Below are 23,015 nucleotides of genomic sequence, written 5' to 3' on the forward strand. Positions count from 1 at the left end.
ACGACTGCCCGTTTCGGCTCCATCGAAAGGTGAAAAGTGTCCACTACCTGAGATGGCCCATATAGGCGGCGTGGCGACGGGTGTGTTGATTCGGAAAAAGTGACTGATGTTCATCTTACTGACGGGGGGTACCGCCAGTAACCTCCGGCGCATCGGCCATCCGGAGGAGCACGCATGCCCCCACGCACCCGCACGCTCAGAGCCGCCACAGTCGCGGCCGTTCTCGCCCTCGGTACGTCCCTGCTCGCCTCGGCCCCCCAGGCCGGCGCGGCCCAGCCGGAACCCGTCGCTGTCACCGATCACTGCCAGGGGCAGTGCGCGGACATCCTGCCACCCGGTGAGAACGGCAACGCCACCCTCGTCGAGATCCTCGGCAACAAGGCGTTCGGCACCCACCCGGCTCACAGCGACGACCAGCTCGACCGCTACAACGGCCTGGTGGCGGGGCATACGAGCCTCACCGACCAGAAACTGACCGACTTCTTCAACGACGCCTCCTTCGGGGTCGCCGCGGACCAGGTCGAGTCCGTCACGAAGCCGCGCGAGGACGTCACCATCACCCGCGACAAGAAGAGCGGCGTTCCGCACATCAAGGGCACCACCCGCTACGGCACCGAGTTCGGCGCCGGATTCGCGGCGGGGCAGGACCGCCTCTGGCTGATGGACCTCTTCCGGCACATCGGGCGCGGCGAGCTGACCTCCTTCGCCGGGGGCGCACTCGCCAACCAGGGCCTGGAACAGCAGTTCTGGCCGCAGGCCCCGTACACCGAGGCGGACCTCGAGGCCCAGGTCGAATGGATCAGGACCACCGAGGGCCCACGCGGTGAGCAGGCGATGGCCGATGCCCAGGCCTACATCGACGGCATCAACGCCTACCGGGTGAAGTCGAAGAACGGCCGCTACTTCCCGGGCGAGTACGTCCTCACCGGAAAGATCGACTCGATCACCAACATAGGCGAGATCCAGCCGTTCAAACTGACCGACCTGATCTCCATCGCCTCGGTCGTCGGCGGACAGTTCGGCGGGGGAGGAGGCGGCGAGGTGCAGGCCGCGCTCTCGCTGCTCGCCGCCCAGCAGAAGTACGGCGTCGAGGAGGGGACCAGGGTCTGGGAGTCGTTCCGCCAGCGCAACGACCCCGAGGCCGTCCTCACCGTCCACGACGGCACCTCGTTCCCGTACGCGGGCAAGCCCGACGAGGCCCGCGGTACCGCCCTTCCCGACGCGGGCTCGGTCACACCCGAACCCCTGATCTACGACCGCACCGGTTCGGCGGGCACCAACGCGAAGGCACCGGTCAAGGCCCCGGCCGCCCTCAAGCCGCTGCAGGGTATGTACGACGACGGTGTCATCCCGCAGGGGTCGCTCCCCGGAACCGGCGGCGGCGCCCAGAAGCGCGGCATGTCCAACGCCCTCCTGGTGTCCGGCAAGCACACGGCGAGCGGCAACCCGATCGCCGTGATGGGCCCCCAGACCGGCTACTTCGCCCCCCAGCTGATGATGCTGCAGGAGCTCCAGGGCCCCGGCATCAGCGCCCGCGGCGTCTCCTTCGCCGGCGTCGGCATGTACGTCCAGATGGGCCGCGGGCAGGACTACGCCTGGAGCGCCACATCGGCCGCCCAGGACATCACCGACACCTACGCCGTCGAGCTCTGCGAACCGAACGGCTCCACGCCCTCCAAGGGCTCCACGCACTACCGCAACGACGGCGCCTGCGCCCCGATGGAGAAGCTGGAGCGCACCAACTCCTGGAAGCCCACGGTCGCCGACTCCACCGCCAAGGGCTCCTACCGGATGCAGGTGTGGCGCACGGACCACGGCATCGTCACCCACCGTGCCACGGTGGACGGCAAGCCGGTCGCGTACACCTCGCTGCGCACCACCTACCGCCACGAAGCCGACTCGATCATCGGCTTCCAGCTCTTCAACGACCCGGCGTACATCACCGACGCGGCCTCGTTCCAGCAGGCGGCCCATCACATCGACTACGCCTTCAACTGGTTCTACGCGGACTCGCGCACCGCGGCCTTCTACAACAGCGGCATGAACCCGGTGCGCGCGGCCGGAGTCGACCCGGCGCTTCCGGTCAAGGCCGAGAAGGCGTACGAGTGGCAGGGCTACGACCCGGCCGCCAACACCACGGACTACACCCCGTTCGCCGAGCACCCGCGGTCCAGCGGCCAGGACTACTACATCTCCTGGAACAACCGCCAGGCCAAGGACTACGCCACCGCCGCGTTCGGCTTCGGCGCGGTGCACCGGGGCGATCTGCTCGACGACCGGGTGGCGGAACTGGTCGAGGACGGCGGAGTGACCCGCGCCTCCCTCACCCGCGCCATGGCGGAGGCCGCCGTCACGGACCTGCGGGGCGAGCAGCTGCTGCCCGAGCTCCTGAAGGTGCTGCGCTCCCAGCCGGTCACCGATCCCGCGCTCAACGCGGTGGTGCAGCAGCTGGACTCATGGCGCGCGGCGGGATCGCAGCGCAAGGAGACCGGTCCGGGATCGCACACCTACACGCACGCGGACGCGGTACGGATCATGGACGCCTGGTGGCCGAAACTCATCGAGGCGGAATTCCGGCCCGGTCTGGGTGACGGCCTCTACGCGGCGCTGACCGCGAACCTCGCCACGGACGAGTCCCCGGCCGCGAGCCACGGGCCGAGCGGGGCGCACAGCGGTTCCGCGTTCCAGTACGGCTGGTGGGGCTTCGCCGACAAGGACCTGCGACAGGTCCTCGGACAGCCCGTCAAGGGACCGCTGGCGAAGACGTACTGCGGCAACGGCGACCTGAGCACCTGCCGTCAGGCGCTGCTCACCACGCTGAAGCAGGCGGCTGCCGAGCCCGCGACGGCGGTCTACCCCGGGGACGACAGCTGCGGGGCGGGTGAGCAGTGGTGCACCGACGCGATCGTCCACCGCGCGCTCGGCGGGATCACGCACAAGACGATCCACTGGCAGAACCGGCCGACGTACCAGCAGGTCGTGGAGTTCCCCTCCCACCGCTGACCTGGACTCCTCAAGCGCCGGACGGGCATGTCGAGCCCGTCCGGCGCTCGATGACAAGGCGGGTGCCCCGCCACTCACCGGTACTGGAGATACCTCTTGCGCTTGGCCCGGAACGCCGCCAGATCGGCGTTCCACGCCCCCACCACCTCATCGGTGTCCGCACCGGCGTCGATCATCGTGCGGACCCGGGTGTTGCCGGTGAGCTTGTCGATCCAGTTGTCCGGGCGCCACGCGAACCCGCTCCACGTCCGCTTCGCCGTCACCAGCAGCGCGATGCCGGTGCGTACCGGGTCGAAGACCTCCCGGTCCTGGACGTGCACCTGGACCCCGCCCACCGTCTTCCCCTGGAACTTGGAGAACGTCGGCGCGAAGTAGGCCTCACGGAAGGCCACCCCGGGCAGCTCCAGCGCGTTCGCCGCCGCCGCCCACCGGTGGTCGATCCCCTCCGCCCCGAGCAGTTCGAACGGCCTGGTCGTGCCGCGGCCCTCGGACAGGTTCGTTCCCTCGAACAGGCACGTCCCCGAGTAGACCAGTGCCGTCTCCGGCGTCGGCATGTTGGGGCTCGGCGGCACCCACGGCAGTCCCGTCACGTCGAAGAAGTCCGAACGCCGCCACCCCGACATCTTCACGATGTCCAGCTCCGCCGGCCGCGCCGCCAGGAACTCCCCGTTGAAGAGCAGCGCCAGCTCGGCGACCGTCATCCCGTGCGCCTGGGAGATCTCCCTGCGCCCCACGAACGTCGCGAAGGCAGGGTCGAGCACGGGCCCCAGCGCCGCCCGCCCGGTCACCGGGTTCGGCCGGTCGAGGACCACGAACCGCTTGCCGGCGAGGGCCGCCGCCTCCATGCAGTCGTACAGGGTCCAGATGTACGTGTAGAAGCGGGCGCCCGCGTCCTGGATGTCGAAGACGACCGTGTCCACACCGGACGCCGTGAAGATGTCCGCGAGCGGCTGGCCGCTCTTGAGGTAGGTGTCGTAGACCGGCAGCCCCGTCGCCGGGTCGTCGTAGCGTCCCTCCGAGCCGCCGGCCTGCGCGGTCCCCCGGAAGCCGTGCTCCGGTCCGAAGACGGCGGTCAGATTCACCCGCTCGTCCGGGTGCATCACATCGACGATGTGCCGTACGTCCGCCGCGATCCCGGTCGGATTGGTGACGACACCGACCTTCTCTCCCGCGAGCAGCCGGTACCCGTCGGCGGCCAGACGTTCGAAGCCGGTACGGACCCCGGTGCGCCCGGCGCCGTGCCCCCGGCCCGCGGCCGAGGCCGTACCGGGCCCGGCCGCGGTGGCCGCGACAGCACCCATCGCTCCGCCGACGGCGAGCAAACCACGTCTGGACAGGCTCATTCCGCTACCTCCATGATCGCGCCGACTGTCATGGCCACGCACGCTAGCGCGGGCGCGGGCCGCACGGAACGGCCCTGACTGGGCAGATTCCCAGTCCTGCCCGGGACCCCTTCCCTGATCACGTACCGACTGGTTAGTCTGCCGGGGAAGACGGCTGAGAGAGGCGGGACCGATGAGTACGGTGCAGGGCGCTGGCGTAGTGGTGACCGGAGCCGGAGGCGGTATCGGAGCCGCTCTGGCCCGCAGATTCGCCGCCGAGGGTGCACGGGTCGTCGTCAACGATCTCGACATCGACCGGATCAAGGCGCTCGCCGAGGAGATCGGCGGGACCGCCGTCGCGGGTGACGCCTCGGGGATCGTGGACGCGGCCCGGGACGCGCTCGACGGCACGGTGGACATCTACTGCGCCAACGCCGGCCTGGCATCCGGCGGAGACGCCTTCGCCGACGAGGACGTCTGGGCAGCGGCCTGGGACGTCAACGTGATGTCGCACGTCCGCGCGGCCAGGGCGCTGCTGCCGGACTGGCTGGAGCGCGGCAGCGGCCGTTTCGTCTCCACCGCGTCCGCGGCCGGTCTGCTGACGATGATCGGCGCGGCCCCGTACAGCGTCACCAAGCACGGGGCGGTGGCCTTCGCCGAGTGGCTCGCGCTCACCTACCGCCACCGCGGCATCAAGGTCCACGCGATCTGCCCGCAGGGCGTGCGTACGGACATGCTCACCGCCTCGGGCACCGCGGGCGACCTCGTACTCGCACCCACCGCGATCGAGCCGGAGGCCGTCGCCGACGCCCTGTTCGACGCCATGGAGCAGGACCGCTTCCTGGTCCTGCCGCACCCGGAGGTGGCCGGGTACTACCGGGCCCGCGCCAAGGACCCCGACCACTGGATCGGCAGCATGAACCACTTGCAGCAGAAGTGGGAGGGGGCCGGCGCATGACCGAGTCGATCTACGCGGCAAAGCCCTGGACCGCCCTGCTCAGCGAGGCCCAGCGGGCCCCCGTCCACCCGGCCGAGACCCTGGTGCACGCCTTCCGCGCAGCCGTCGGGCGGGCCCCCGAGCACCCGGCCCTCGCCTACTTCGACGGCCGCCTCGGCTACCGCGAGACCGATGAGCTCTCCGACTCCGTGGCCGGACACCTCGCCGCCGAAGGGCTCCGGCGCGGCGACCGTGTGGCGATCATGCTGCAGAACACCCCGCACTTCGTTCTCGCGCTGCTGGGAGCCTGGAAGGCCGGCGCGACCGTCGTCCCGCTGAACCCGATGTACAAGTCCGGCGAGGTCGGCCACGTACTGAAGGACGCGGCGGTGACCGCGCTGATCTGCTCGGACCGGGCCTGGGAGTCCTACCTGCGGGACGTCGCAGAGGCCGCGCCGGACGTGAAGATCGCCGTCACCGCCTGCGAGCGCGACCTGCAGACGGCCGACGACCCCCGGGTGCTCGGCTTCGAGCGGCTGCCCGCCCCCGGCCCCGACGACTGGGCGGCGGACCTGGTGGCTGTGGCCCGCCGGGGCCTCGCCGCCCCCGACGGCCGCGAGCTCACCGCCGCCGACGTGGCGCTGATCAGCTACACCTCCGGGACGAGCGGTACCCCCAAGGGCGCCATGAACTCCCACGGCAACATCATGGTGAACGCGGAGCGGCAGCGAACCGGCCACCCCGTCGCCGAGGGCGCCGCCTACTTCGCCCTCGCCCCGCTCTTCCACATCACCGGCATGGTGTGCCAGCTCGCGGCCTGCGTCGCCAACGCGGGCACCCTGGTCCTCGCCTACCGCTTCGAGGCGAGCGTCGTCCTGGAAGCCTTCGCCGAGCACCGCCCCGCCTACACCGTCGGCCCCTCGACCGCCTTCATGGCGCTCGCCGCGCACCCCGGGGCCACCCGCGAGCACTTCGCCTCCTTCAAGGTGATCTCCTCGGGCGGTGCGCCGCTGCCGCCCGCGCTCGTGGAGAAGTTCCGCGACGGCTTCGGCCCGTACATCCGCAACGGTTACGGCCTCACCGAGTGCACGGCGCCCTGCGCCGCCGTACCGCCGGAGCACGAGGCACCCGTCGATCCGGCGTCCGGGACCCTGTCCGTCGGCGTCCCCGGACCCGACACGGTGGTCAGGATCATCGACGAGAACGGAGACGACGTCCCCTTCGGTGAACAGGGCGAGATAGCCGTGCGCGGGCCGCAGGTCGTCTCCGGCTACTGGAACCTCCCCGAGGCGACCGAGGCGGCCTTCCCCGGCGGGGAACTGCGCACCGGCGACATCGGCTTCATGGACGCGGCCGGCTGGCTCTACGTCGTCGACCGCAAGAAGGACATGATCAACGCCTCCGGCTTCAAGGTCTGGCCCCGTGAGGTCGAGGACGTCCTCTACACCCACCCCGCGGTACGCGAGGCGGCGGTCGTGGGAGTCCCCGACACCTACCGCGGGGAGACCGTGCGGGCCTACGTCAGCCTGCGCCCGGGGGCCGAGACGGAGCCCGGCGAGCTGAGCGCGTACTGCAAGGAAAGACTCGCCGCGTACAAGTACCCGCGCGAAGTGGAGATCCTGACGGAACTCCCGAAGACCGCAAGTGGGAAGATCCTCAGGCGGGAACTGCGTTCTCCCCGGTAGAACGCTTCACGCACAGACGAAAGGGCAGGTGGCGGCAATGGCCAAGGCGACGGACGGGAACGGTACGCCCGTCCCTCAACGGCTGCTGGCCGCCGCCACCCGGCTCTTCGCCGAGCGTGGCTACGACCGCACCTCGGTCCAGGAGATCGTCGAGGCGGCGGGTGTCACCAAAGGCGCCCTCTACCACTATTTCGGCTCCAAGGAGGACCTCCTCCAGGAGGTCTACGCCCGGGTCCTTCGACTCCAGCAGGAGCGGCTCGACGCGTACGCGAACGCCGAGGCGCCGATCGAGCAGCGGCTGCGCGACGCGGCGGCGGACGTGGTCGTCACGACCATCGAGAACCTCGACGACGCCTCGATCTTCTTCCGCTCGATGCACCACCTGAGCCCGGAGAAGAACAAACAGGTACGGATGGAGCGGCGCCGCTACCACGAGGGCTTCCGGGCGCTCGTCGAGGAGGGGCAGCGCAGCGGGGTGTTCTCCTCGGCGACCCCGGCCGACCTGGTGGTCGACTACCACTTCGGTTCGGTCCACCACCTGTCCACGTGGTACAGCCCGGACGGCCCCCTCAGTCAGCAGGAGGTCGCCGACCACCTGGCCGACCTGCTGCTGAGGGCACTGCGCCCCTGACGGCCGGAGCCGTCGGACGCGGCCTGCCGTGCGCCGGGGCGCCGCCGGAGGCCGTCAGCCGGCGGCGGCCCACCGCGGGACCGTCGGCAGGACCGTCTCGGCGACGCCGAGCAGCACCCCGTCGTCCGGCGTCATGCCGTCCGCACGCCACACGGCCATCTCGTAGGACCCGCCGCTGTCCTTCGCGTCCTGGGCCACGCTCAGGACGCGGGCCGGGGCACCGGGACCGCTGTCGGAGTCGCTGCCGTCGAGGCGGAAGCTGATGCTGATGGTGCGCTGCGAGTAGAGGACCGCCGGGCGGCCCAGAAACGTCTCCTGCCGGGCATCGGCGCCCAGGAGCGCCGCGGACCCGTCCACCGGAAGGCCGTCGTAGGTGGCCGACAGCGTCACGGTGTAGGTCTCGAACTCGATCTGGGCCGAGGGGGTGTCGATCTCCTTCGCGCCGGACAGGTCGAGGGAGCCGCCGTTGCCGCTGGCCGACTTCACGGTCTCCCCGGGTGTGCCCAGCACGTCAGCCAGGCCGGGACGGTTCAGCGCCTCGCACAGCTGCGCCCCGGAGACGCGCCAGGGTGCCTTCCCGGGTTTTCCCGTCGCCTTCTCGGGCTCCCCGCCCGAGCATCTGGCAGGCGGCGGCACGCTGTCCGCGGACGACGTCTCCTGGACCGTCCACAGGCCCACCCCCAGTGCCCCCACCATTACCACCGCCGTGACGGCCTGCCCCCACGCGCCCGCACCCTTCGTGGGCGCGCCTGTTACGTCTGCCATGTCCCCCGCCTGTCATGATCACCCCATATGTGCCCGGGGACCATATCCCGTGATCATCGGGCGGGCAAGCGGGACGGCCGCGGCCCCGGCGCCAACTCCGTTCCTGCGCGCGGGGATCGGCATCCGCCTGCGGCGCGACGGTGTCCTCGCGCTTCCGTACGGCAGCCTGACCGCCTCCTCTGTCCGCCGCCTCTGTCCGGTGAGCGAACGGGGCTGTCCGGATTCAGCTCTTGACGGTACGCGGCCATCTCGCTGACCATCGGTCACGCACATCGCACCACCAGCTCCTGGACCCGGCCGTGCACGGCCGGGTACCCCCCGCACGTTCCGTCAGTCCCCGAACGGAATCCGGAGCCTTCGATGAGCCCAGCCAGATACAGACCCGTGTCCGCATCCGCCCTCGCCGTCGTGGCCCTGCTCGCGACGGCCGCCCCCGCGGTACAGGCGGCGCCCGCCTCCTCCGCACCGGCCGCCCCCGCCGCGGTGGCCGCGGCGCCCGACATACCCCTCGCCAACGTCAAGGCGCACCTCACCCAGCTCCAGTCGATCGCCACCGCCAACGGCGGCAACCGGGCCCACGGCCGGACCGGCTACAAGGCGTCCATCGACTATGTGAAGGCCAAGCTGGACGCGGCCGGATACACCACGGCACTCCAGCAGTTCACCTCCGGCGGAGCCACCGGGTACAACCTCGTCGCCGACTGGCCGGGAGGGGATCCGAACCAGGTCCTCATGGCCGGCTCCCACCTCGACTCGGTGACCTCGGGTGCGGGCATCAACGACAACGGCTCCGGTTCGGCGGCCGTACTCGAAACCGCCCTCGCCGTCTCGCGGGCGCAGCTCGCACCCGACAAGCACCTGCGCTTCGCCTGGTGGGGTGCCGAGGAGCTGGGGCTCGTCGGCTCGAAGTACTACGTGAACAACCTCGCCGCCACCGAGCGTGCCAAGCTCGACGGATATCTCAACTTCGACATGATCGGCTCGCCCAACGCCGGCTACTTCGTCTACGACGACGACCCGGTCATCGAGCAGACCTTCAAGAGCTACTTCGCCGGTCTGTCGGTGCCCACCGAGATAGAGACCGAGGGCGACGGCCGCTCCGACCACGCCCCGTTCAAGAGCGCGGGCGTGCCCGTCGGCGGCCTGTTCACCGGGGCGAGCAACACGAAGAGCAGCGCCCAGGCCACGAAGTGGGGCGGCACGGCGGGACAGTCCTTCGACCGCTGCTACCACTCGTCCTGCGACACCACGGCCAACATCAACGACACGGCCCTGGACCGCAACAGCGACGCGGTGGCCCACGCGATCTGGACCCTGTCCGCAGGCACCGTCGAACCGCCCACGGGCGAGGGCGTGTTCACCAGCACCACCGATGTCGCCGTACCGGACGCGGGGGCCGCCGTGACCTCCTCCATCGCGGTCACCGGCCGTACCGGCAACGCTCCCGGCGCACTTCAGGTGGGCGTGGACATCAAGCACACCTGGCGCGGTGACCTCGTCGTCGATCTGCTCGCGCCGGACGGCACCGCGTACCGGCTGAAGAGCGCGAGCGGCAGCGACTCGGCAGACAACGTGATCGCGACCTACACCGTCAACGCGTCGAGCGAGACCGCGAACGGCACCTGGAAGCTCCAGGTGCGGGACACGGCCTCGCAGGACACCGGCTACATCGACAGCTGGAAGCTCACCTTCTGAACTCCTTCGGCGGTGCGGTCAGTAGGAGCGGGCCGCACCGCCGTCGGTCAGGGGCCGGAGCCCCGGACTCGGAACTCGGAGCTCAGAGGTACTTCTTGATCTCGCGCCGGGCGAGCGACCGCTGGTGCACCTCGTCCGGCCCGTCCGCCAGGCGCAGCGTCCGTGCCGAGGCCCACAGTTCGGCCAGCGGGAAGTCCTGGCTCACGCCGCCGGCACCGTACAGCTGCACCGCCTGGTCGAGAATGCCGACGACCGCGCGCGGCGTGGCGATCTTGATCGACTGGATCTCGGTGTGCGCCCCGCGGTTGCCCACCGTGTCCATCAGCCAGGCCGTCTTCAGGACGAGCAGCCGCAGCTGCTCCACCGTCACCCGGGCGTCCGCGATCCAGTTCTGCACGACGCCCTGCTGGGCGAGCGGCTTGCCGAAGGCCGTACGGGACACGGCGCGCCTGCACATCAGCTCGATCGCGCGCTCGGCCATCCCGATCAGCCGCATGCAGTGGTGGATACGGCCCGGGCCCAGCCGCGCCTGGGCGATGGCGAAGCCGCCGCCCTCCTCGCCGATCAGATGCGCGGCGGGCACCCGCACATCGGTGAACACGACCTCGGCGTGGCCGCCGTGGGAGTGGTCCTCGTAGCCGTACACCTGCATCGCGCGGCGCACCTCCAGGCCGGGGGTGTCGCGCGGGACGAGGATCATGGACTGCTGGCGGCGGATGTCCTCGCCGTCCGGGTCGGTCTTGCCCATCACGATGAAGACGGCGCAATCCGGGTTCATCGCCCCGGAGATGTACCACTTGCGCCCGTTGATGACGTAGTCGTCGCCGTCCCGCACGATCCGCGTCTCGATGTTCGTCGCGTCCGACGAGGCCACCTCGGGCTCCGTCATCGCGAACGCCGAGCGGATCTCGCCGGCGAGCAGCGGCTCCAGCCACTGCTTCTTCTGCTCGTCCGTGGCGAACTGGAAGAGCACCTCCATGTTCCCGGTGTCCGGGGCCGCGCAGTTCAGCGCGGTCGGAGCCAGATGCGGGCTGCGCCCGGTGATCTCGGCGAGCGGGGCGTACTGGAGGTTCGTCAGCCCGGCGCCGTACTCCGCGTCCGGGAGGAAGAGGTTCCACAGACCCTGCCTGCGCGCCTCCGCCTTGAGGTCCTCCACGATCTGCGGGGTGTCCCACGGCGAGGCGAGCCGGGCGCGCTGCTCCTCGGCGACCGCCTCGGCCGGGTACACGTACTCGTCCATGAAGGCCAGCAGCTTGGTGCGCAGCTCCTCGGTACGGGCGTCGAATGCGAAGTCCATGGGTGATCAGCCTTCCTGGAGGGTGGTGAGGCCGTGCGCGATGAAGACGGGGACGAGGTCGCCGATGCGGTCGAAGCCCGGGCCGACGGTCTGGCCGAGGGTGTAGCGGTAGTGGATGCCCTCGAGGATCACGGCGAGCTTGAACCACGCGAAGGCCGTGTACCAGGAGATGCCGGAGGTGTCCCGGCCGGAGCGTGCGGCGTAGCGCTCGATCAGCTCGGCGGGAGTGGGGTGACCGGCCGCACCGCTGGTGGTGGACACCGGGGAGGCGGGCAGGTCGAGGTCGGAGCTGTACATCACGAGCAGGCCGAGGTCGGTCAGCGGGTCGCCGAGCGTGGACATCTCCCAGTCCAGGACGGCCTTGATCCGGTCGTCCTCCCCGATCAGTACGTTGTCCAGGCGGTAGTCGCCGTGCACGACGGTGGGTGCGGGGGAGGCGGGCAGCGCCCGGCCGAGCGCGGCGTGCAGCTCGTCGATGCCGGGCAGCTCGCGGTTGCGGGAGGCGTCCAGCTGCTTGCCCCAGCGCCGCAGCTGGCGGTCCAGGAAACCCTCGGGGCGCCCGAAGTCGCCGAGACCGACGGCCTCGGGGTCGACGGCGTGCAGGTCGACGAGCGTGTCGACGAGTCCGAGTACGGCGGCGCGGGTGCGCTCGGGGCCGAGGGGAGCGAGCTGCTCGGCGGTGCGGTACGGGGTTCCCTCGACGTACTCCATGACGTAGAACGACGCGCCGATGACCGACTCGTCCTCGCACAGCAGTACCGGCTCGGGCACCGGCACGGCGGTCGGATGCAGGGCGCTGATCACCCGGTGCTCGCGCTTCATGTCGTGCGCGGTGGCCAGTACGTGGCCCAGCGGGGGTCTGCGGACGACCCACCGGCCCGTGCCGTCGGTGACGATGTAGGTCAGGTTGGAGCGCCCGCCCTCGATCAGCCGGCCTTCGAGCGGTCCGTTCACCAGCCCGGGCCGCTCGCGGTCGAGGAACCCACGCAGCAGGCCGAGGTCGAGACCTGGCGGATGGACTGGGCTCATGGGCGCACCTCCGGGACGGTTGAACGATCGGCACCATGATGCCGACCAGTCGGTATGTCGTCCAGTGAACTCCCGGAATCAAGTGGACGATCTTGGCTCCCGGTCTGGCATTCAGTCGTATCCCTGAATAGGGTTCACGTATGGATACAGCATTGTTGATCGACGACGTCCGGCTGACCCCGATCCTCATCGCCGATCCGCCGCTGCTGAACACCCAGGGCGTCCACCAGCCGTACACCCCGCGGCTCATCGTGGAGGTCGTCACACGCGGCGGTGTGACCGGAGTGGGGGAGACCTACGGTGACGGCACCTACCTCGAACTGGCCGAACCGCTGGCCCGTGCCCTCCCCGGCCGCCCGGTCAGCGACCTGAACGGCCTCTTCGCCCTGGCCGACGAGGTGTGCGGCGACTCACGCGCCGCCGACGGGCGGGTCGACGCGGGAGGGCTGCGTGGGGTGCAGACCGCCGACAAGCTGCGGCTCTCCGTCGTCTCCGGATTCGAGGTCGCCTGCCTGGACGCGCTCGGCAAGACCCTCGGGCTGCCCGTGCACGCACTGCTCGGCGGCAAGGTCCGCGACAGCGTCGAGTACAGCGCGTACCTCTTCTACCGCTGGGCCGCCCACCCCGCGGGCGGCGAACAGGACGACTGGGGCGCGGCCCTGGACCCCGCCGGAGTCGTCGCCCAGGCACGGCGCTTCTCCCGCGAGCACGGGTTCACCTCCTTCAAGCTCAAGGGCGGAGTCTTCGAGCCCGACCAGGAGATCGCCGCCGTCCGCGCGCTCGCCGAGGCCTTCCCGGGACAGCCGCTGAGGCTGGACCCCAACGGGGCCTGGTCCGTCGAGACCTCGCTGTACGTCGCCGATCAGCTCAAGGGCGTACTCGAATACCTGGAGGACCCGGCGAGCGGCACAGCGGCGATGGCGGAGGTCTCCGCCGGGACGGACCTCCCACTCGCCACGAACATGTGTGTCACCACCCTCGCGGAAGTCCCCGAGGCCTTCGCCCGTGACGCGGTCCAGGTGATCCTCTCCGACCACCACTACTGGGGCGGCCTGCACCGTACGCGTGAACTGGCCGGGATCTGCCGCACCTTCGGCGTGGGACTCTCCATGCACTCCAACACCCACCTCGGCATCAGCCTCGCCGCGATGACCCACGTCGCCGCCACTGTGCCCAACCTCGACTACGCCTGCGACAGCCACTACCCCTGGCAGACCGAGGACGTCATCACGGCCCGCCACACCTTCGAGGGCGGACACCTCGCCGTCTCCGACGCCCCCGGACTCGGTGTCGAACTCGACCGTGACCGGCTGGCCGCGCTCCACCGGCGCTGGCTCGACGACGACGGCGCGATGCGCGCACGCGACGACGCGGCGGCGATGCGCAAGGCCGACCCGGAGTGGGTGACCCCGCCGATCCCGCGCTGGTGAGGCCGGTGAGGCTCCAGGGCGGAAGGCCCTAGTCCTCCCAGCCCTGCGCCGCCACGAACGCGTCCCCGTACCGGGCCGACCAGCGGCCCAGCGCCTCGATCGGTTCGAGCAGTGTCCGGCCGAGCGCTGTCAGCGCGTACTCCACGCGTGGCGGCGCCTCGGCGTACGCGCACCGCTCGACCAGCCCGTACCCCTCCAGCCGGCGCAGCGTCTCGGTCAGCACCTTGGCGCTGATGCCGCCGATCTCCGCCCGCAGTTCACGTGGCCGGCGCGGGCCCTCGGCCAGTGCGTACAGGATGACGGGATTCCAGGTGTTCGCCAGCAGATCGAAGCCGAGCCTGGCCCTGCAGTCCGCGAGCAGCCGGTCCACGGTTCCCCCTCCCCGGCCCGTCGGGCACCGAACGGTGCGTAACGGATCTCCTAGCGTTCCGACAGGACGACGCTACGCGAACAGCGGCCACGGGAGACGGACATGCGGATCGGCATCATCGGTACGGGAAACATGGCGGAAGCCCTCGGCACCCAGTGGGGGAGAGCCGGGCACGACGTCCTCTTCGGCGGCCGGTCACCCGACCGTGCCCGTGCCCTCGCCGGCCGTACCGGCCAGAGCGCGGGCACGGTCACCGAGGCGGCGGCCTTCGGCGACGCGATCCTGCTCGCCGTGCCCTACGACGCCGTGGCCGGTGTCCTCGGCGGCCTCGGCGCCGCGGACGGCGCCCTGAGGGACCGGCTGCTGATCGACTGCACCAACGCCGTCGGGCCCGGATTCAGGCTCACCACGGACGGGGGCCCGGGCGCCGCCCGTACGATCGCCGACTCCACCGGGGCGCGGGTCGTCAAGGCGTTCAACCACCTCCCGGACTCCGTGTGGCGGCTCACCCCGCCCGCCTTCGCCGACGGGCCGGTCACCGTCCCGCTGTGCGGGGACGACGAGCAGGCCCTGGAGGCGGTAGGGGTCCTGGTGCGGGCCCTGGGATGCGTACCGCTGACCGTGGGCGGGCTCGACCGGGCCGGGTATCTCGAGACGACGACCGCCTTTCTCATCGGGCTCTGGCACCGCGGCCATGACCCGCGCACACTGCTGCCGCCCTTCCACGCCGCCACAGCCTGAGTTGCGGGGACCCTGACCTGCGCCGATCGTCGGAGGATGAAGGCGATCAGCTACAGCAGCTACGGTCCGGCCGATGTCCTGGAGTACGGCGACCGGCCCGACCCCAAGGTCGGCCCGGACTCGGTCCTGGTGAAGGTGCGGGCCGCGGCCGTCAACCCCGTCGACTGGAAGGCGCGCGAGGGCTACCTCCAGTCGGCGCTGGAAGCCGTCTTCCCGGTCATTCCCGGCTGGGACGTCTCCGGAGTCGTCGTCCAACCGGGTGCCGCCGTCGACGAGTTCTCCGTGGGCGACGAGGTCATCGGCTACGTGCGCGAGGACTTCCTCTCGCGCGGGACCCTCGCCGAATACGTCGCCGCACCCGTGCGGACCCTCGCCCGCAAGCCCCTGAACCTGAGCTTCGAGGAGGCCGCGGGCCTCCCCCTGTGCGGACTCACCGCCTACCAGGTGCTCCACCGCACCCTGGAGGTCCGGGACGGCGAGACGGTCCTCGTCCACGCCGCCGCCGGAGGAGTCGGCTCGTTCGCCGTCCAGCTCGCCCGGCACGCGGGCTGCCGGGTCATCGGCACGGCGGGCCCCCACAACCACGAGTACGTGCGTCAGCTCGGCGCCGAACCCGTGGAGTACGGCGACGGGCTCGCCGACCGGCTGAGGGCCCTGGCCCCCGAAGGCATCGACGCCGCGTTCGACACCGTCGGCGGGGAAGCCCTGCGGGTCTCCGCCGAGACGCTCGCCCCCGACGGCAGGCTCGCCTCCATCGCGGACGCGGAGGTCTTCTCCTACGGCGGCCGTTACGCCTTCGTGCGTCCCGACGCCCAGGACCTCGCGCAGATCGCGGAGCTGGCCGAGCAGGGCGTCATCACCGTCCACGTCGACCAGGTCTTCACCCTGGAGCAGGCAGCGGACGCCTACCGGCTCAACGAGCAGGGGCGCACCCGCGGCAAGATCGTCGTCACCGTGGACTGGGAGAGCTGAGACCGCCCGCGGGAGAACCGGGACCGCCCGTGCCGGAAGAACCGAGACCGTCCGTCGGCTCAGAACAGCATGGCGGCGGCGAACGCCGCGATCGCGACCGTGCACGCCGCTGCCGTCAGCGCGTCGCGCGGCGGCAGCGCCGCCGGCGCGGTGGATCCCAGGCCCGCCACCCGGCGTTGCGCCACCCGCAGGAACCCCAGCCAGGCCAGCAGGCTCAGCGCCACGGCGATCACCCCCGCCGCGTCGGCCCCGCCGTGCAGGGCCTGCCTGACCGCGAGCAGGGCCACCACCGTGCAGGACAACGTCGTACGCCGCCAGGCCAGCCTCGTCCGTTCCGGCTGCAGCCCCGGATCGCGCTCCGCCGCGGTCACCGGCCCTCCCAGCCGAACAGGACCACCACCACCATCGCCAGGGCGACCACGGCGACGACCATGCTCAGGAGGGCCGGGAAGCGGGACACCGGCAGATCCTCACCGCGCCGCATCGCCCGCTCGCACCGCACCCAGTGATTCACCGCGCGCAGGGCGCACAGGACACCGGCAACGAGCAGCCCGAGGGCCAGGCCCGCACGGAGGCCCCAGCTCAGACCGGGCAGGAACTGGTCGACGGCGAAACCACCGCCGATCAGCGCGAGAGCCGTCCGGAGCCACGCGAGGAACGTGCGCTCGTTGGCGAGCGAGAAGCGGTAGTCCGGGGTGTCGCCCTCCGCGCGGATCTGCTGCGGCGCGAACCACAGCCGCAGGCCCTGCATGACGTCGCCGCGGCGGCTCACGAGGTGGACCCCGCTTCCCCGGCCCTGAACTCCCGCAGGCGGTGGTAGGTCTCCAGCCCGTCCGGAACCCACAGCCAGTCGCCGAGCCGCCGCTCCAGTTCCGCATCGGTCAGGAACGTGTGCCAGGCGACCTCCTCCACCTGCGGATTCACCGGCAGCTCGCACCGCACCCGGTACACGGAGGACCACCAGCTGTGCTCGGCGCTCGTGTAGAGGAACTTGAACAGGGGCTCGGGGCGGGGCAGATCCGGCACCCCCAGCTCCTCCCCGGCCTCCCGCAGCGCAGCCTCGTCGTAGGACTCGCCCGCGCCCACGACCCCGCCGACGAACATGTCGTAGTGCGAGGGGAAGACCGACTCGTCGCCGTCCTGCGGTGCACGAAGAGCCGCCCCCCGGCGTCTCTGGCCTCGATGAAGACGCAGCGGTGGCGCAGGCCCCGCGCGGTCGCCTCGCCACGTGGCGCCTGCCCGACGACCTCGTCGTTCTCGTCGACGATGTCCAGGATCTCGTCATCCGGAGTCATGCTGCTCATCCAACATCACCCGGTCGGCAGCAGTGGACCCGTGCCTGCCCTTCCCCTCCGGCATCGCCGGATGGAGCCCGAGCAGCACGATCCCCGCCACGATCGCCGCGAGCCCGGCAGCCTGCCACGCCAGGGCGCCCGCGTCGGTGCGCACCTGATCGCCCAGGAACCCGATTCCGCACGCGATCCCGGCCAGCGGCTGCGCGGCCGTCAGCGCGGGCAGCGACATCCGCAACGGCCCCGCCTCGAACGCGCTCTGGACCAGGATCAGACCGGTCACCCCGATCACGACGATCGCGTACGGATGCCAGCCCGTCATCAGTGCCGACCAGCCACCCTCGTCCAGCCGCTCCCCGCAGAGCCTGGTCAGGGCGTCCTGCAATCCGTACAGCAGTCCGGCCGCCAGCCCGAGCAGCACGGGCGTTCCGGGGGTCCGCGGGTGCCTGGCCGAGGCGGTCAGGACCACCGCGAGCCCGGCGACCGTCCCGATCACCAGCCACTGCCGCAGCGGATCCGCGGTCGCCTCACCGCCTTCCGGCTGGCCGGCCAGCAGGAAGGCGGTGACGCCGCCCGCCAGCAGACAGAGCCCGCCCCAGCCCTGCCGTCCGAGTGACTGCCCGGTGCGGTGGCGCGACAGTGCCATCGCGAAGACCAGATTGGTCGCCAGCAGCGGCTCGACGAGCGACACCTCGCCCTGCCCGAGCGCCAGCGCCCCGAGGACCATGCCGCAGACCATCAGGCCGATCCCGGCGAGCCAGCTCGGCACCTGCATCAGGTCGAGCAGCAGCCGGGGCGACAGGAAGTCGCTCAGGGGCGCACGTCGGGCGGCGTCCTGCTGGAGGACGAACCCGAAGCCCAGACAGCACGCGGCACCGACGGAGAGCAGGAGAACCAGCACCGACACGGATCCGACGATAGCCCCGCGGACCCGCGGGAGCGGTGAGGGCGGCGCCGACCGGGCGGTTGACGTGGAAGCGGCCGGTACCGAAGATCTGACGCACAAGTAACTTCGTGCACCGCACGGCATCGCCCCGAAGGATGGAACCATGGCGTACGACGCTGATGTGATCGTGATCGGGGCCGGACTCGCGGGTCTCGTGGCCACCGCCGAGCTCGTCGACGCGGGCCGGACGGTGATCCTGCTGGACCAGGAACCCGAACAGTCCATAGGCGGCCAGGCGCACTGGTCCTTCGGCGGCCTCTTCCTCGTCGACTCGCCCGAGCAGCGCCGGCTGCGCATCAAGGACAGCCACGAGCTGGCCCTCCAGGACTGGTACGGCACGGCGGGCTTCGACCGCAAGGAGGACCACTGGCCGCGCAAGTGGGCCGAGGCGTACGTCGACTTCGCGGCCGGTGAGAAGCGGTCCTGGCTGCACGACCAGGGGCTGCGGTTCTTCCCCGTCGTCGGCTGGGCCGAACGGGGCGGGTACGACGCGAACGGCCACGGCAACTCCGTCCCGCGCTTCCACATCACCTGGGGCACCGGGCCCGGTGTCGTCGCCCCCTTCGAGCGGCGGGTGCGCGAAGGCGTCGCGAAGGGCCTCGTCCAGCTGCGGTTCCGCCACCGGGTCACCGGCCTCGGCCGCTCGGCCGGGGCCATCGACACCGTCACCGGCGAGCTCCTCGACGCGAGCGGCGCCGAGCGGGGCACGGCCAGCAGCCGCGAGGTCACCGGCGCCTTCGAGCTGAAGGCGCAGGCCGTGATCGTCACCTCGGGCGGCATCGGCGGCAACCACGACCTCGTACGCGCCCAGTGGCCCGAGCGGCTCGGCACCCCGCCCGAGAAGCTGCTCTCCGGGGTACCCGCCCACGTCGACGGGCTGATGGTGGGCATCACCGAGGAGGCCGGCGCCCATCACATCAACCGCGACCGGATGTGGCACTACACCGAGGGCATCGAGAACTGGAACCCGATCTGGGCCAAGCACGGCATCCGGATCCTGCCCGGCCCGTCCTCCCTCTGGCTGGACGCCCGCGGGAAGCGGCTGCCGGTCCCGCTCTTTCCCGGTTTCGACACGCTGGGCACCCTCGAACACATCATGAAGTCCGGGTACGGATACACCTGGTTCGTCCTCGACCAGAAGATCATCGGGAAGGAGTTCGCGCTCTCCGGCTCCGAGCAGAACCCCGACCTGACCGGAAAGTCGGTCCGCGACGTGATCGGCAGGGCGCGCGCCGACGTCCCCGCACCGGTCAGGGCGTTCATGGACAAGGGCGTCGACTTCGTCGTCGAGAAGGACCTCGGCGCTCTGGTCCGCGGGATGAACGCACTGACCGACGAGCCGCTGATCGACGAGGACGATCTGCGCCGCGAGATCACCGCCCGCGACCGGGAGGTCGCCAACCCCTTCACCAAGGACCTCCAGATCACGGCGATCAACGGCGCCCGCTCCTACCTGGGCGACAGGCTGATCCGTACGGCCAAGCCGCACCGCATCCTCGACCCCGGAGCGGGTCCGCTGATCGCCGTCCGGCTCAACATCCTCACCCGCAAGTCCCTGGGGGGCCTGGAGACGGACCTGTCCTCCCGTGTCCTGACGGCGGACGGCACCCCGCTGTCCGGTGTGTACGCGGCGGGTGAGGCGGCCGGCTTCGGCGGTGGGGGAGTCCACGGCTACCGCTCGCTGGAGGGCACGTTCCTCGGCGGCTGCATCTTCTCGGGCCGCGCGGCGGGCCGGGCGGCTGCCGAGGCGACCGGCTGAGGCGACCGGCCGGGGCGTCCGGCCGGCGCGACCACCGGGCGGACGGCCCGCCGGGCGATCTGTGACGGGGCGACGGGAGCTTCACGGCCCTGTCCCGATTCCGTACCGTCCGGCGGGCGGCCGAAATCCGACGGCTAGCCTGACGGCGCCGGAGCGTCCACGGGGGCGTCGGAACAGCGGACGGAAGCAGGAACAATGGTGGTCGGACGTGGCGGGTACGCGATGTCGCGCAGGCACATACTCAGGCTGGCGGGGACGGGACTGGGCCTGGCCGTGGTCGGCGCCGGGGCTGTCGGTTGCGGTCCCGAGGGGGAGGCGGTCGAGCCGGGAGGCAGTCCGACGCCGGGCGGGGGCAAGAACGGTGACCCCTTCACGACCCCGCCGCCGGGCACCGCACCCGAGCCGCTGTGGCAGCAGAACGCGGCGAACAGCAACCTGGCCGGCGACGGCGCGCTCGCGGTGGCCGGCGACGTGGTCCTGGTGTCGGGTGACCCGCTGGTCGGACGCGACGCGGTCACCGGCGAACAGAAGTGGTCCCGCGCCGGTGTCACCACACCCGGCGCCGAACTCGTCCTCGGCGGCGGGACGCTGTACCTCGCGAGCGGCGAGTACGACGGTGACGTCGTGGGCCTGGATCCGGCAACCGGCAAAGAGACCTGGCGGAGCCGGCTGGGCAAGAAGTACGAGCAGCCGCGCCCGATCGCGGCGGACGACCGCCATGTGTACGTCCTCGCCGGCATCCTGGAGAAGGACTTCACGTCGCCCGACAACGTGATTGCCGCGATCGACACCGCCTCCGGCAGGATCGTCTGGCGTGAGAAGCGTGACTCGGGTACCGAGGAGTACGGCATCACCGCCGCGACCGTGGGCAACCGCCTCGTCTACACGGACTACCGGGAGAACGTGACCGTCCGCGACACGACGACGGGCCGGCAGGTGTGGACCAAGAAGATCAGCCGGTCCAACCACCGCCGCTTCGCCGTGCACGGGGAACTGGTGATCGTGGCGGACGGACAGCGCCTGCGGGCGTTCGCGCTGGCCGACGGCAAGGAGAGCTGGTCCCTCGCGGCGAGCGAGTACAGCACCTTCAGCGACCCGCACGTCCTGGACGGGGTGCTCTACGCCTCCGACACCGCCCGCAGCCTGCGTGCGGTGGATCCCGCGACGGGCAAGCAGATCTGGCACAACGAGGACCTGCGGGACACGGCCACGCAGGCTTGGCAGTTCGCCAAGGTGAACAACACCCTGTACGGCGCGACCGAGTTCGACAAGGACGGGGGCGTGCACGCCTTCGACGCGACGACCGGGAAGCTGCGCTGGACCTACAACGACAGAACCGGCGACATCCAGCAGTGGTACGTGGTGGCGGCGGGCAAGCGGCTGGCCGTGATGCACGGCAAGAAGCTCTACGCGCTCCCCGCCGTGTGACCCCGCCTCCCGGTCCGGGTTCCCGCCGCGTCCGCGCGCCGGGCCGGGCCGGGCGGCGTCACCCCGGCCGCCACCCCGTCACTCCCACCGCTCCACCACTCGGAACCTTTCCACGACGATCTGCGTGTCGTCGTCCACGGTGAACTCAGGGTCCCCCAGGGCTTCCCGCATCTCCTCGCTGTGCCAGAACGCCTCGTGCCCCGCCCGCCACCGGGCGACCGACGTGTACCCCTCGCCCTCGTCGAGTGCGTGCTGAAGGCCGACCGAGCCCAGGGCCACCACCCGAACCTCCGTCAGCTCCACGACGGCGACCTCCCGTCCCCGGGAGTCGATCAGCGCGGACCGCTCACCCACCGGCGGAAGGTCCTCCTTCTCCACCTCGTACTCCGCGAGCAGCCCCGATGTCGACACCTTCTCGCCGGAGAGCACGGCCGCCACCAGCCGGTCGCGCAGTGGTCCGGGGAAGGCGAGGAGGAAGGGTTTGAGCGGTTCACGGTTCTCCATGACGGCAGTGTGGCACGCGTCACCCCAGCCGTTCCGTGTCTCCGCCGTCCCCGCGACGAGCTGCGCGAATGGTTCAGACCACACCCCCTCAACGTCAACTGCATGGTTCACGCATGCAGTTGTGAAAGGGCCGCCCTTGACGTGGAGCCTTACCTACCGCTTTGCTGTGCGCGATCGTTTGCTCGCACACAGCGTCGAACCACCTCGCACACCGCGCCGAAAAAAGGAAGCCTGCGGATGTCCCCGCCTCCGCCGCCCCTGGGCCGCGCCCGCCGCAAGGGCGGTCGCTCGGACCACGCTTTCGACCCGGCTCTCGACGACAGTGAACTGATCGACGTACGAGGTCAGTTCGCCCAGGGCCGGTGGGCCAGGGCCCGCGCCCTCCTCGTCGCCACCGACACCGACTGGGACCGCCGCGGCCACCGTGTGCTCGCACTCGCCGCCACCCCGTCCGCGGCCGGCTGGGCACGCGAGTGGCTGCTCGCCGAACCGGACAGCCCCGACGCCGCCACCCTCCTCGCCTGCGCCACCGTCACCAGGGCCCTGAGCGCCAAGTCCGGTGCCGGAGAACGGGAAAAGGCCCGCGAAGCCTGCCTGGGCGCTGCCCGGCTCGACCCCGCGGACCCGACCCCGTGGCTGGGCCTGATGCTGCTCGACCGCACGTACGGCACCCGTGAGGAGACCGCCAGGCAGTTCGAGGCGATCCGGTCCCGCCACCCCGAGCACCACCAGGCGCATCACCTGATGACGGCCCTGCTGGCCGAGACCGATCCGGAGGGCGGCGACCCGCTCCACGAGGTGTACGACTTCGCCGCATGGGCGGCCGAACAGGCCCCGGCCGACTCGCCGCTTGCCGTACTCCCCGTCGTCGCGCACGCCGAGCGCTACCGCGTCCTGGCCGCGGCGGGCAGCGTGTCCGACGACCCGGCGGGCTCTGGGCACTGGACCGGCCGCCGGGCCAGACAGGTGATGAAGGCCGCCTTCGACTGGTGGCTGGAATGGGAGCGCGAGGACCACCCCCGCCACCACATCGACCTCAACTTCCTCGCCCACGCCAAGATCTGCGAGGGCCGCCCCGCCGAGGCTGCCGCGCTCTTCCACCGCATCGGCCCCCACGCGACCGCGGCCCCCTGGTCGTACTCCGGCCGCGATCCGTACCCCGCATTTCTTGCCGCGCGCACCTACGCGCTCGGTACCCCGTGATGCACG

General features: G+C 71.1%; 20 protein-coding genes and 1 pseudogene. 11 read left to right on the top strand and 10 right to left on the bottom strand.

What is annotated here, in order from left to right; translation table 11 throughout:
• Positions 1–174: 174 nt before the first annotated feature.
• Positions 175–3,003, top strand: a complete 2,829-nt coding sequence (locus ACFW9O_RS00595) for a penicillin acylase family protein (RefSeq protein WP_384603503.1) — start codon at positions 175–177, stop codon at positions 3,001–3,003.
• A 74-nt stretch (positions 3,004–3,077) separates the two neighbouring features.
• On the opposite strand, the gene ACFW9O_RS00600 is transcribed toward ACFW9O_RS00595, so the two are convergent.
• Positions 3,078–4,346 (bottom strand): exo-beta-N-acetylmuramidase NamZ domain-containing protein, encoded by a 1,269-nt coding sequence (locus ACFW9O_RS00600; protein WP_384603506.1) that lies wholly within the window; start codon positions 4,344–4,346, stop codon positions 3,078–3,080.
• 172 nt (positions 4,347–4,518) lie between these two features.
• On the opposite strand from ACFW9O_RS00600, the gene ACFW9O_RS00605 reads away from it, so the two are divergent.
• The 3 genes from ACFW9O_RS00605 to ACFW9O_RS00615 are packed head-to-tail and all read left to right on the top strand — an operon-like array spanning position 4,519 to position 7,578.
• Entirely contained in the window at positions 4,519–5,283 is a 765-nt protein-coding gene (locus ACFW9O_RS00605; RefSeq protein WP_384603509.1) for an SDR family oxidoreductase, read from the top strand.
• Positions 5,280–6,947, top strand: coding sequence for an AMP-binding protein (locus ACFW9O_RS00610; protein WP_384603511.1), 1,668 nt, complete (start codon positions 5,280–5,282; stop codon positions 6,945–6,947). Before ACFW9O_RS00605 ends, ACFW9O_RS00610 begins: the two co-directional genes overlap by 4 nt.
• 37 nt (positions 6,948–6,984) lie before the next feature.
• The gene (locus ACFW9O_RS00615; protein ID WP_351168070.1) at positions 6,985–7,578 is read left to right on the top strand and encodes a TetR/AcrR family transcriptional regulator; all 594 of its coding nucleotides are present in this window, start codon (positions 6,985–6,987) and stop codon (positions 7,576–7,578) included.
• Between the two features lie 54 nt (positions 7,579–7,632).
• On the opposite strand, the gene ACFW9O_RS00620 is transcribed toward ACFW9O_RS00615, so the two are convergent.
• Positions 7,633–8,343: a DUF6215 domain-containing protein gene (locus ACFW9O_RS00620; RefSeq protein WP_384603514.1), complete on the bottom strand. Its 711-nt coding sequence runs from the start codon at positions 8,341–8,343 to the stop codon at positions 7,633–7,635.
• Positions 8,344–8,703: 360 nt separating this feature from the next.
• Here ACFW9O_RS00620 and ACFW9O_RS00625 point away from each other — a divergent pair, with 360 nt between their 5' ends.
• Positions 8,704–10,038: a M28 family metallopeptidase gene (locus ACFW9O_RS00625; protein ID WP_351168066.1), complete on the top strand. Its 1,335-nt coding sequence runs from the start codon at positions 8,704–8,706 to the stop codon at positions 10,036–10,038.
• An 82-nt stretch (positions 10,039–10,120) separates the two neighbouring features.
• On the opposite strand, the gene ACFW9O_RS00630 is transcribed toward ACFW9O_RS00625, so the two are convergent.
• Together ACFW9O_RS00630 and ACFW9O_RS00635 are read right to left on the bottom strand one after the other, a co-directional pair.
• The gene (locus tag ACFW9O_RS00630; protein ID WP_351168064.1) at positions 10,121–11,335 is read right to left on the bottom strand and encodes an acyl-CoA dehydrogenase family protein; all 1,215 of its coding nucleotides are present in this window, start codon (positions 11,333–11,335) and stop codon (positions 10,121–10,123) included.
• Positions 11,336–11,341: 6 nt separating this feature from the next.
• Entirely contained in the window at positions 11,342–12,364 is a 1,023-nt protein-coding gene (locus ACFW9O_RS00635) for a phosphotransferase family protein (protein WP_351168062.1), read from the bottom strand.
• A 140-nt stretch (positions 12,365–12,504) separates the two neighbouring features.
• Between ACFW9O_RS00635 and ACFW9O_RS00640 the strand changes: the two genes are divergently transcribed.
• Positions 12,505–13,794, top strand: a complete 1,290-nt coding sequence (locus tag ACFW9O_RS00640) for a glucarate dehydratase family protein (protein ID WP_384603519.1) — start codon at positions 12,505–12,507, stop codon at positions 13,792–13,794.
• Positions 13,795–13,822: 28 nt separating this feature from the next.
• On the opposite strand, the gene ACFW9O_RS00645 is transcribed toward ACFW9O_RS00640, so the two are convergent.
• Positions 13,823–14,164: a winged helix-turn-helix transcriptional regulator gene (locus tag ACFW9O_RS00645; RefSeq protein WP_384603521.1), complete on the bottom strand. Its 342-nt coding sequence runs from the start codon at positions 14,162–14,164 to the stop codon at positions 13,823–13,825.
• Between the two features lie 102 nt (positions 14,165–14,266).
• Between ACFW9O_RS00645 and ACFW9O_RS00650 the strand changes: the two genes are divergently transcribed.
• Both ACFW9O_RS00650 and ACFW9O_RS00655 read left to right on the top strand, forming a co-directional pair.
• Entirely contained in the window at positions 14,267–14,905 is a 639-nt protein-coding gene (locus ACFW9O_RS00650; RefSeq protein WP_384603523.1) for an NADPH-dependent F420 reductase, read from the top strand.
• Between the two features lie 36 nt (positions 14,906–14,941).
• A complete protein-coding gene (locus ACFW9O_RS00655; RefSeq protein ID WP_384603526.1) occupies positions 14,942–15,877 on the top strand; it encodes an NADP-dependent oxidoreductase in 936 nt (311 codons plus the stop codon).
• 59 nt (positions 15,878–15,936) lie between these two features.
• Here ACFW9O_RS00655 and ACFW9O_RS00660 read toward each other — a convergent pair whose 3' ends face one another.
• The 4 genes and pseudogenes from ACFW9O_RS00660 to ACFW9O_RS00675 form a co-directional block, all read right to left on the bottom strand.
• A complete protein-coding gene (locus ACFW9O_RS00660) occupies positions 15,937–16,248 on the bottom strand; it encodes a DUF202 domain-containing protein (protein WP_384603528.1) in 312 nt (103 codons plus the stop codon).
• Positions 16,245–16,628, bottom strand: coding sequence for a DUF202 domain-containing protein (locus ACFW9O_RS00665; RefSeq protein WP_351168100.1), 384 nt, complete (start codon positions 16,626–16,628; stop codon positions 16,245–16,247). Before ACFW9O_RS00665 ends, ACFW9O_RS00660 begins: the two co-directional genes overlap by 4 nt.
• A 17-nt stretch (positions 16,629–16,645) precedes the next feature.
• Positions 16,646–17,172 (bottom strand): annotated as a pseudogene (locus ACFW9O_RS00670) (NUDIX hydrolase).
• Positions 17,159–18,076 carry a DMT family transporter gene (locus ACFW9O_RS00675; protein WP_384603529.1) on the bottom strand — a complete coding sequence of 306 codons (918 nt, stop codon included), beginning with the start codon at positions 18,074–18,076 and terminating at the stop codon, positions 17,159–17,161. Before ACFW9O_RS00675 ends, ACFW9O_RS00670 begins: the two are co-directional and overlap by 14 nt.
• A gap of 142 nt (positions 18,077–18,218) precedes the next feature.
• Between ACFW9O_RS00675 and ACFW9O_RS00680 the strand changes: the two genes are divergently transcribed.
• Together ACFW9O_RS00680 and ACFW9O_RS00685 are read left to right on the top strand one after the other, a co-directional pair.
• Positions 18,219–19,874 (top strand): FAD-binding dehydrogenase, encoded by a 1,656-nt coding sequence (locus ACFW9O_RS00680; protein ID WP_384603531.1) that lies wholly within the window; start codon positions 18,219–18,221, stop codon positions 19,872–19,874.
• 195 nt (positions 19,875–20,069) lie between these two features.
• Positions 20,070–21,302, top strand: coding sequence for a PQQ-binding-like beta-propeller repeat protein (locus ACFW9O_RS00685; protein ID WP_384603533.1), 1,233 nt, complete (start codon positions 20,070–20,072; stop codon positions 21,300–21,302).
• A 78-nt stretch (positions 21,303–21,380) separates the two neighbouring features.
• On the opposite strand, the gene ACFW9O_RS00690 is transcribed toward ACFW9O_RS00685, so the two are convergent.
• A complete protein-coding gene (locus ACFW9O_RS00690; RefSeq protein ID WP_384603535.1) occupies positions 21,381–21,806 on the bottom strand; it encodes an ASCH domain-containing protein in 426 nt (141 codons plus the stop codon).
• Positions 21,807–22,043: 237 nt separating this feature from the next.
• Here ACFW9O_RS00690 and ACFW9O_RS00695 point away from each other — a divergent pair, with 237 nt between their 5' ends.
• On the top strand, positions 22,044–23,009 hold the full coding sequence (locus ACFW9O_RS00695; RefSeq protein WP_384603538.1) for a hypothetical protein: 966 nt from the start codon (positions 22,044–22,046) through the stop codon (positions 23,007–23,009).
• The last annotated feature ends 6 nt before the right edge of the window (positions 23,010–23,015 follow it).

The organism is Streptomyces sp. NPDC059499 (assembly GCF_042749285.1).
Taxonomy (GTDB): domain Bacteria; phylum Actinomycetota; class Actinomycetes; order Streptomycetales; family Streptomycetaceae; genus Streptomyces.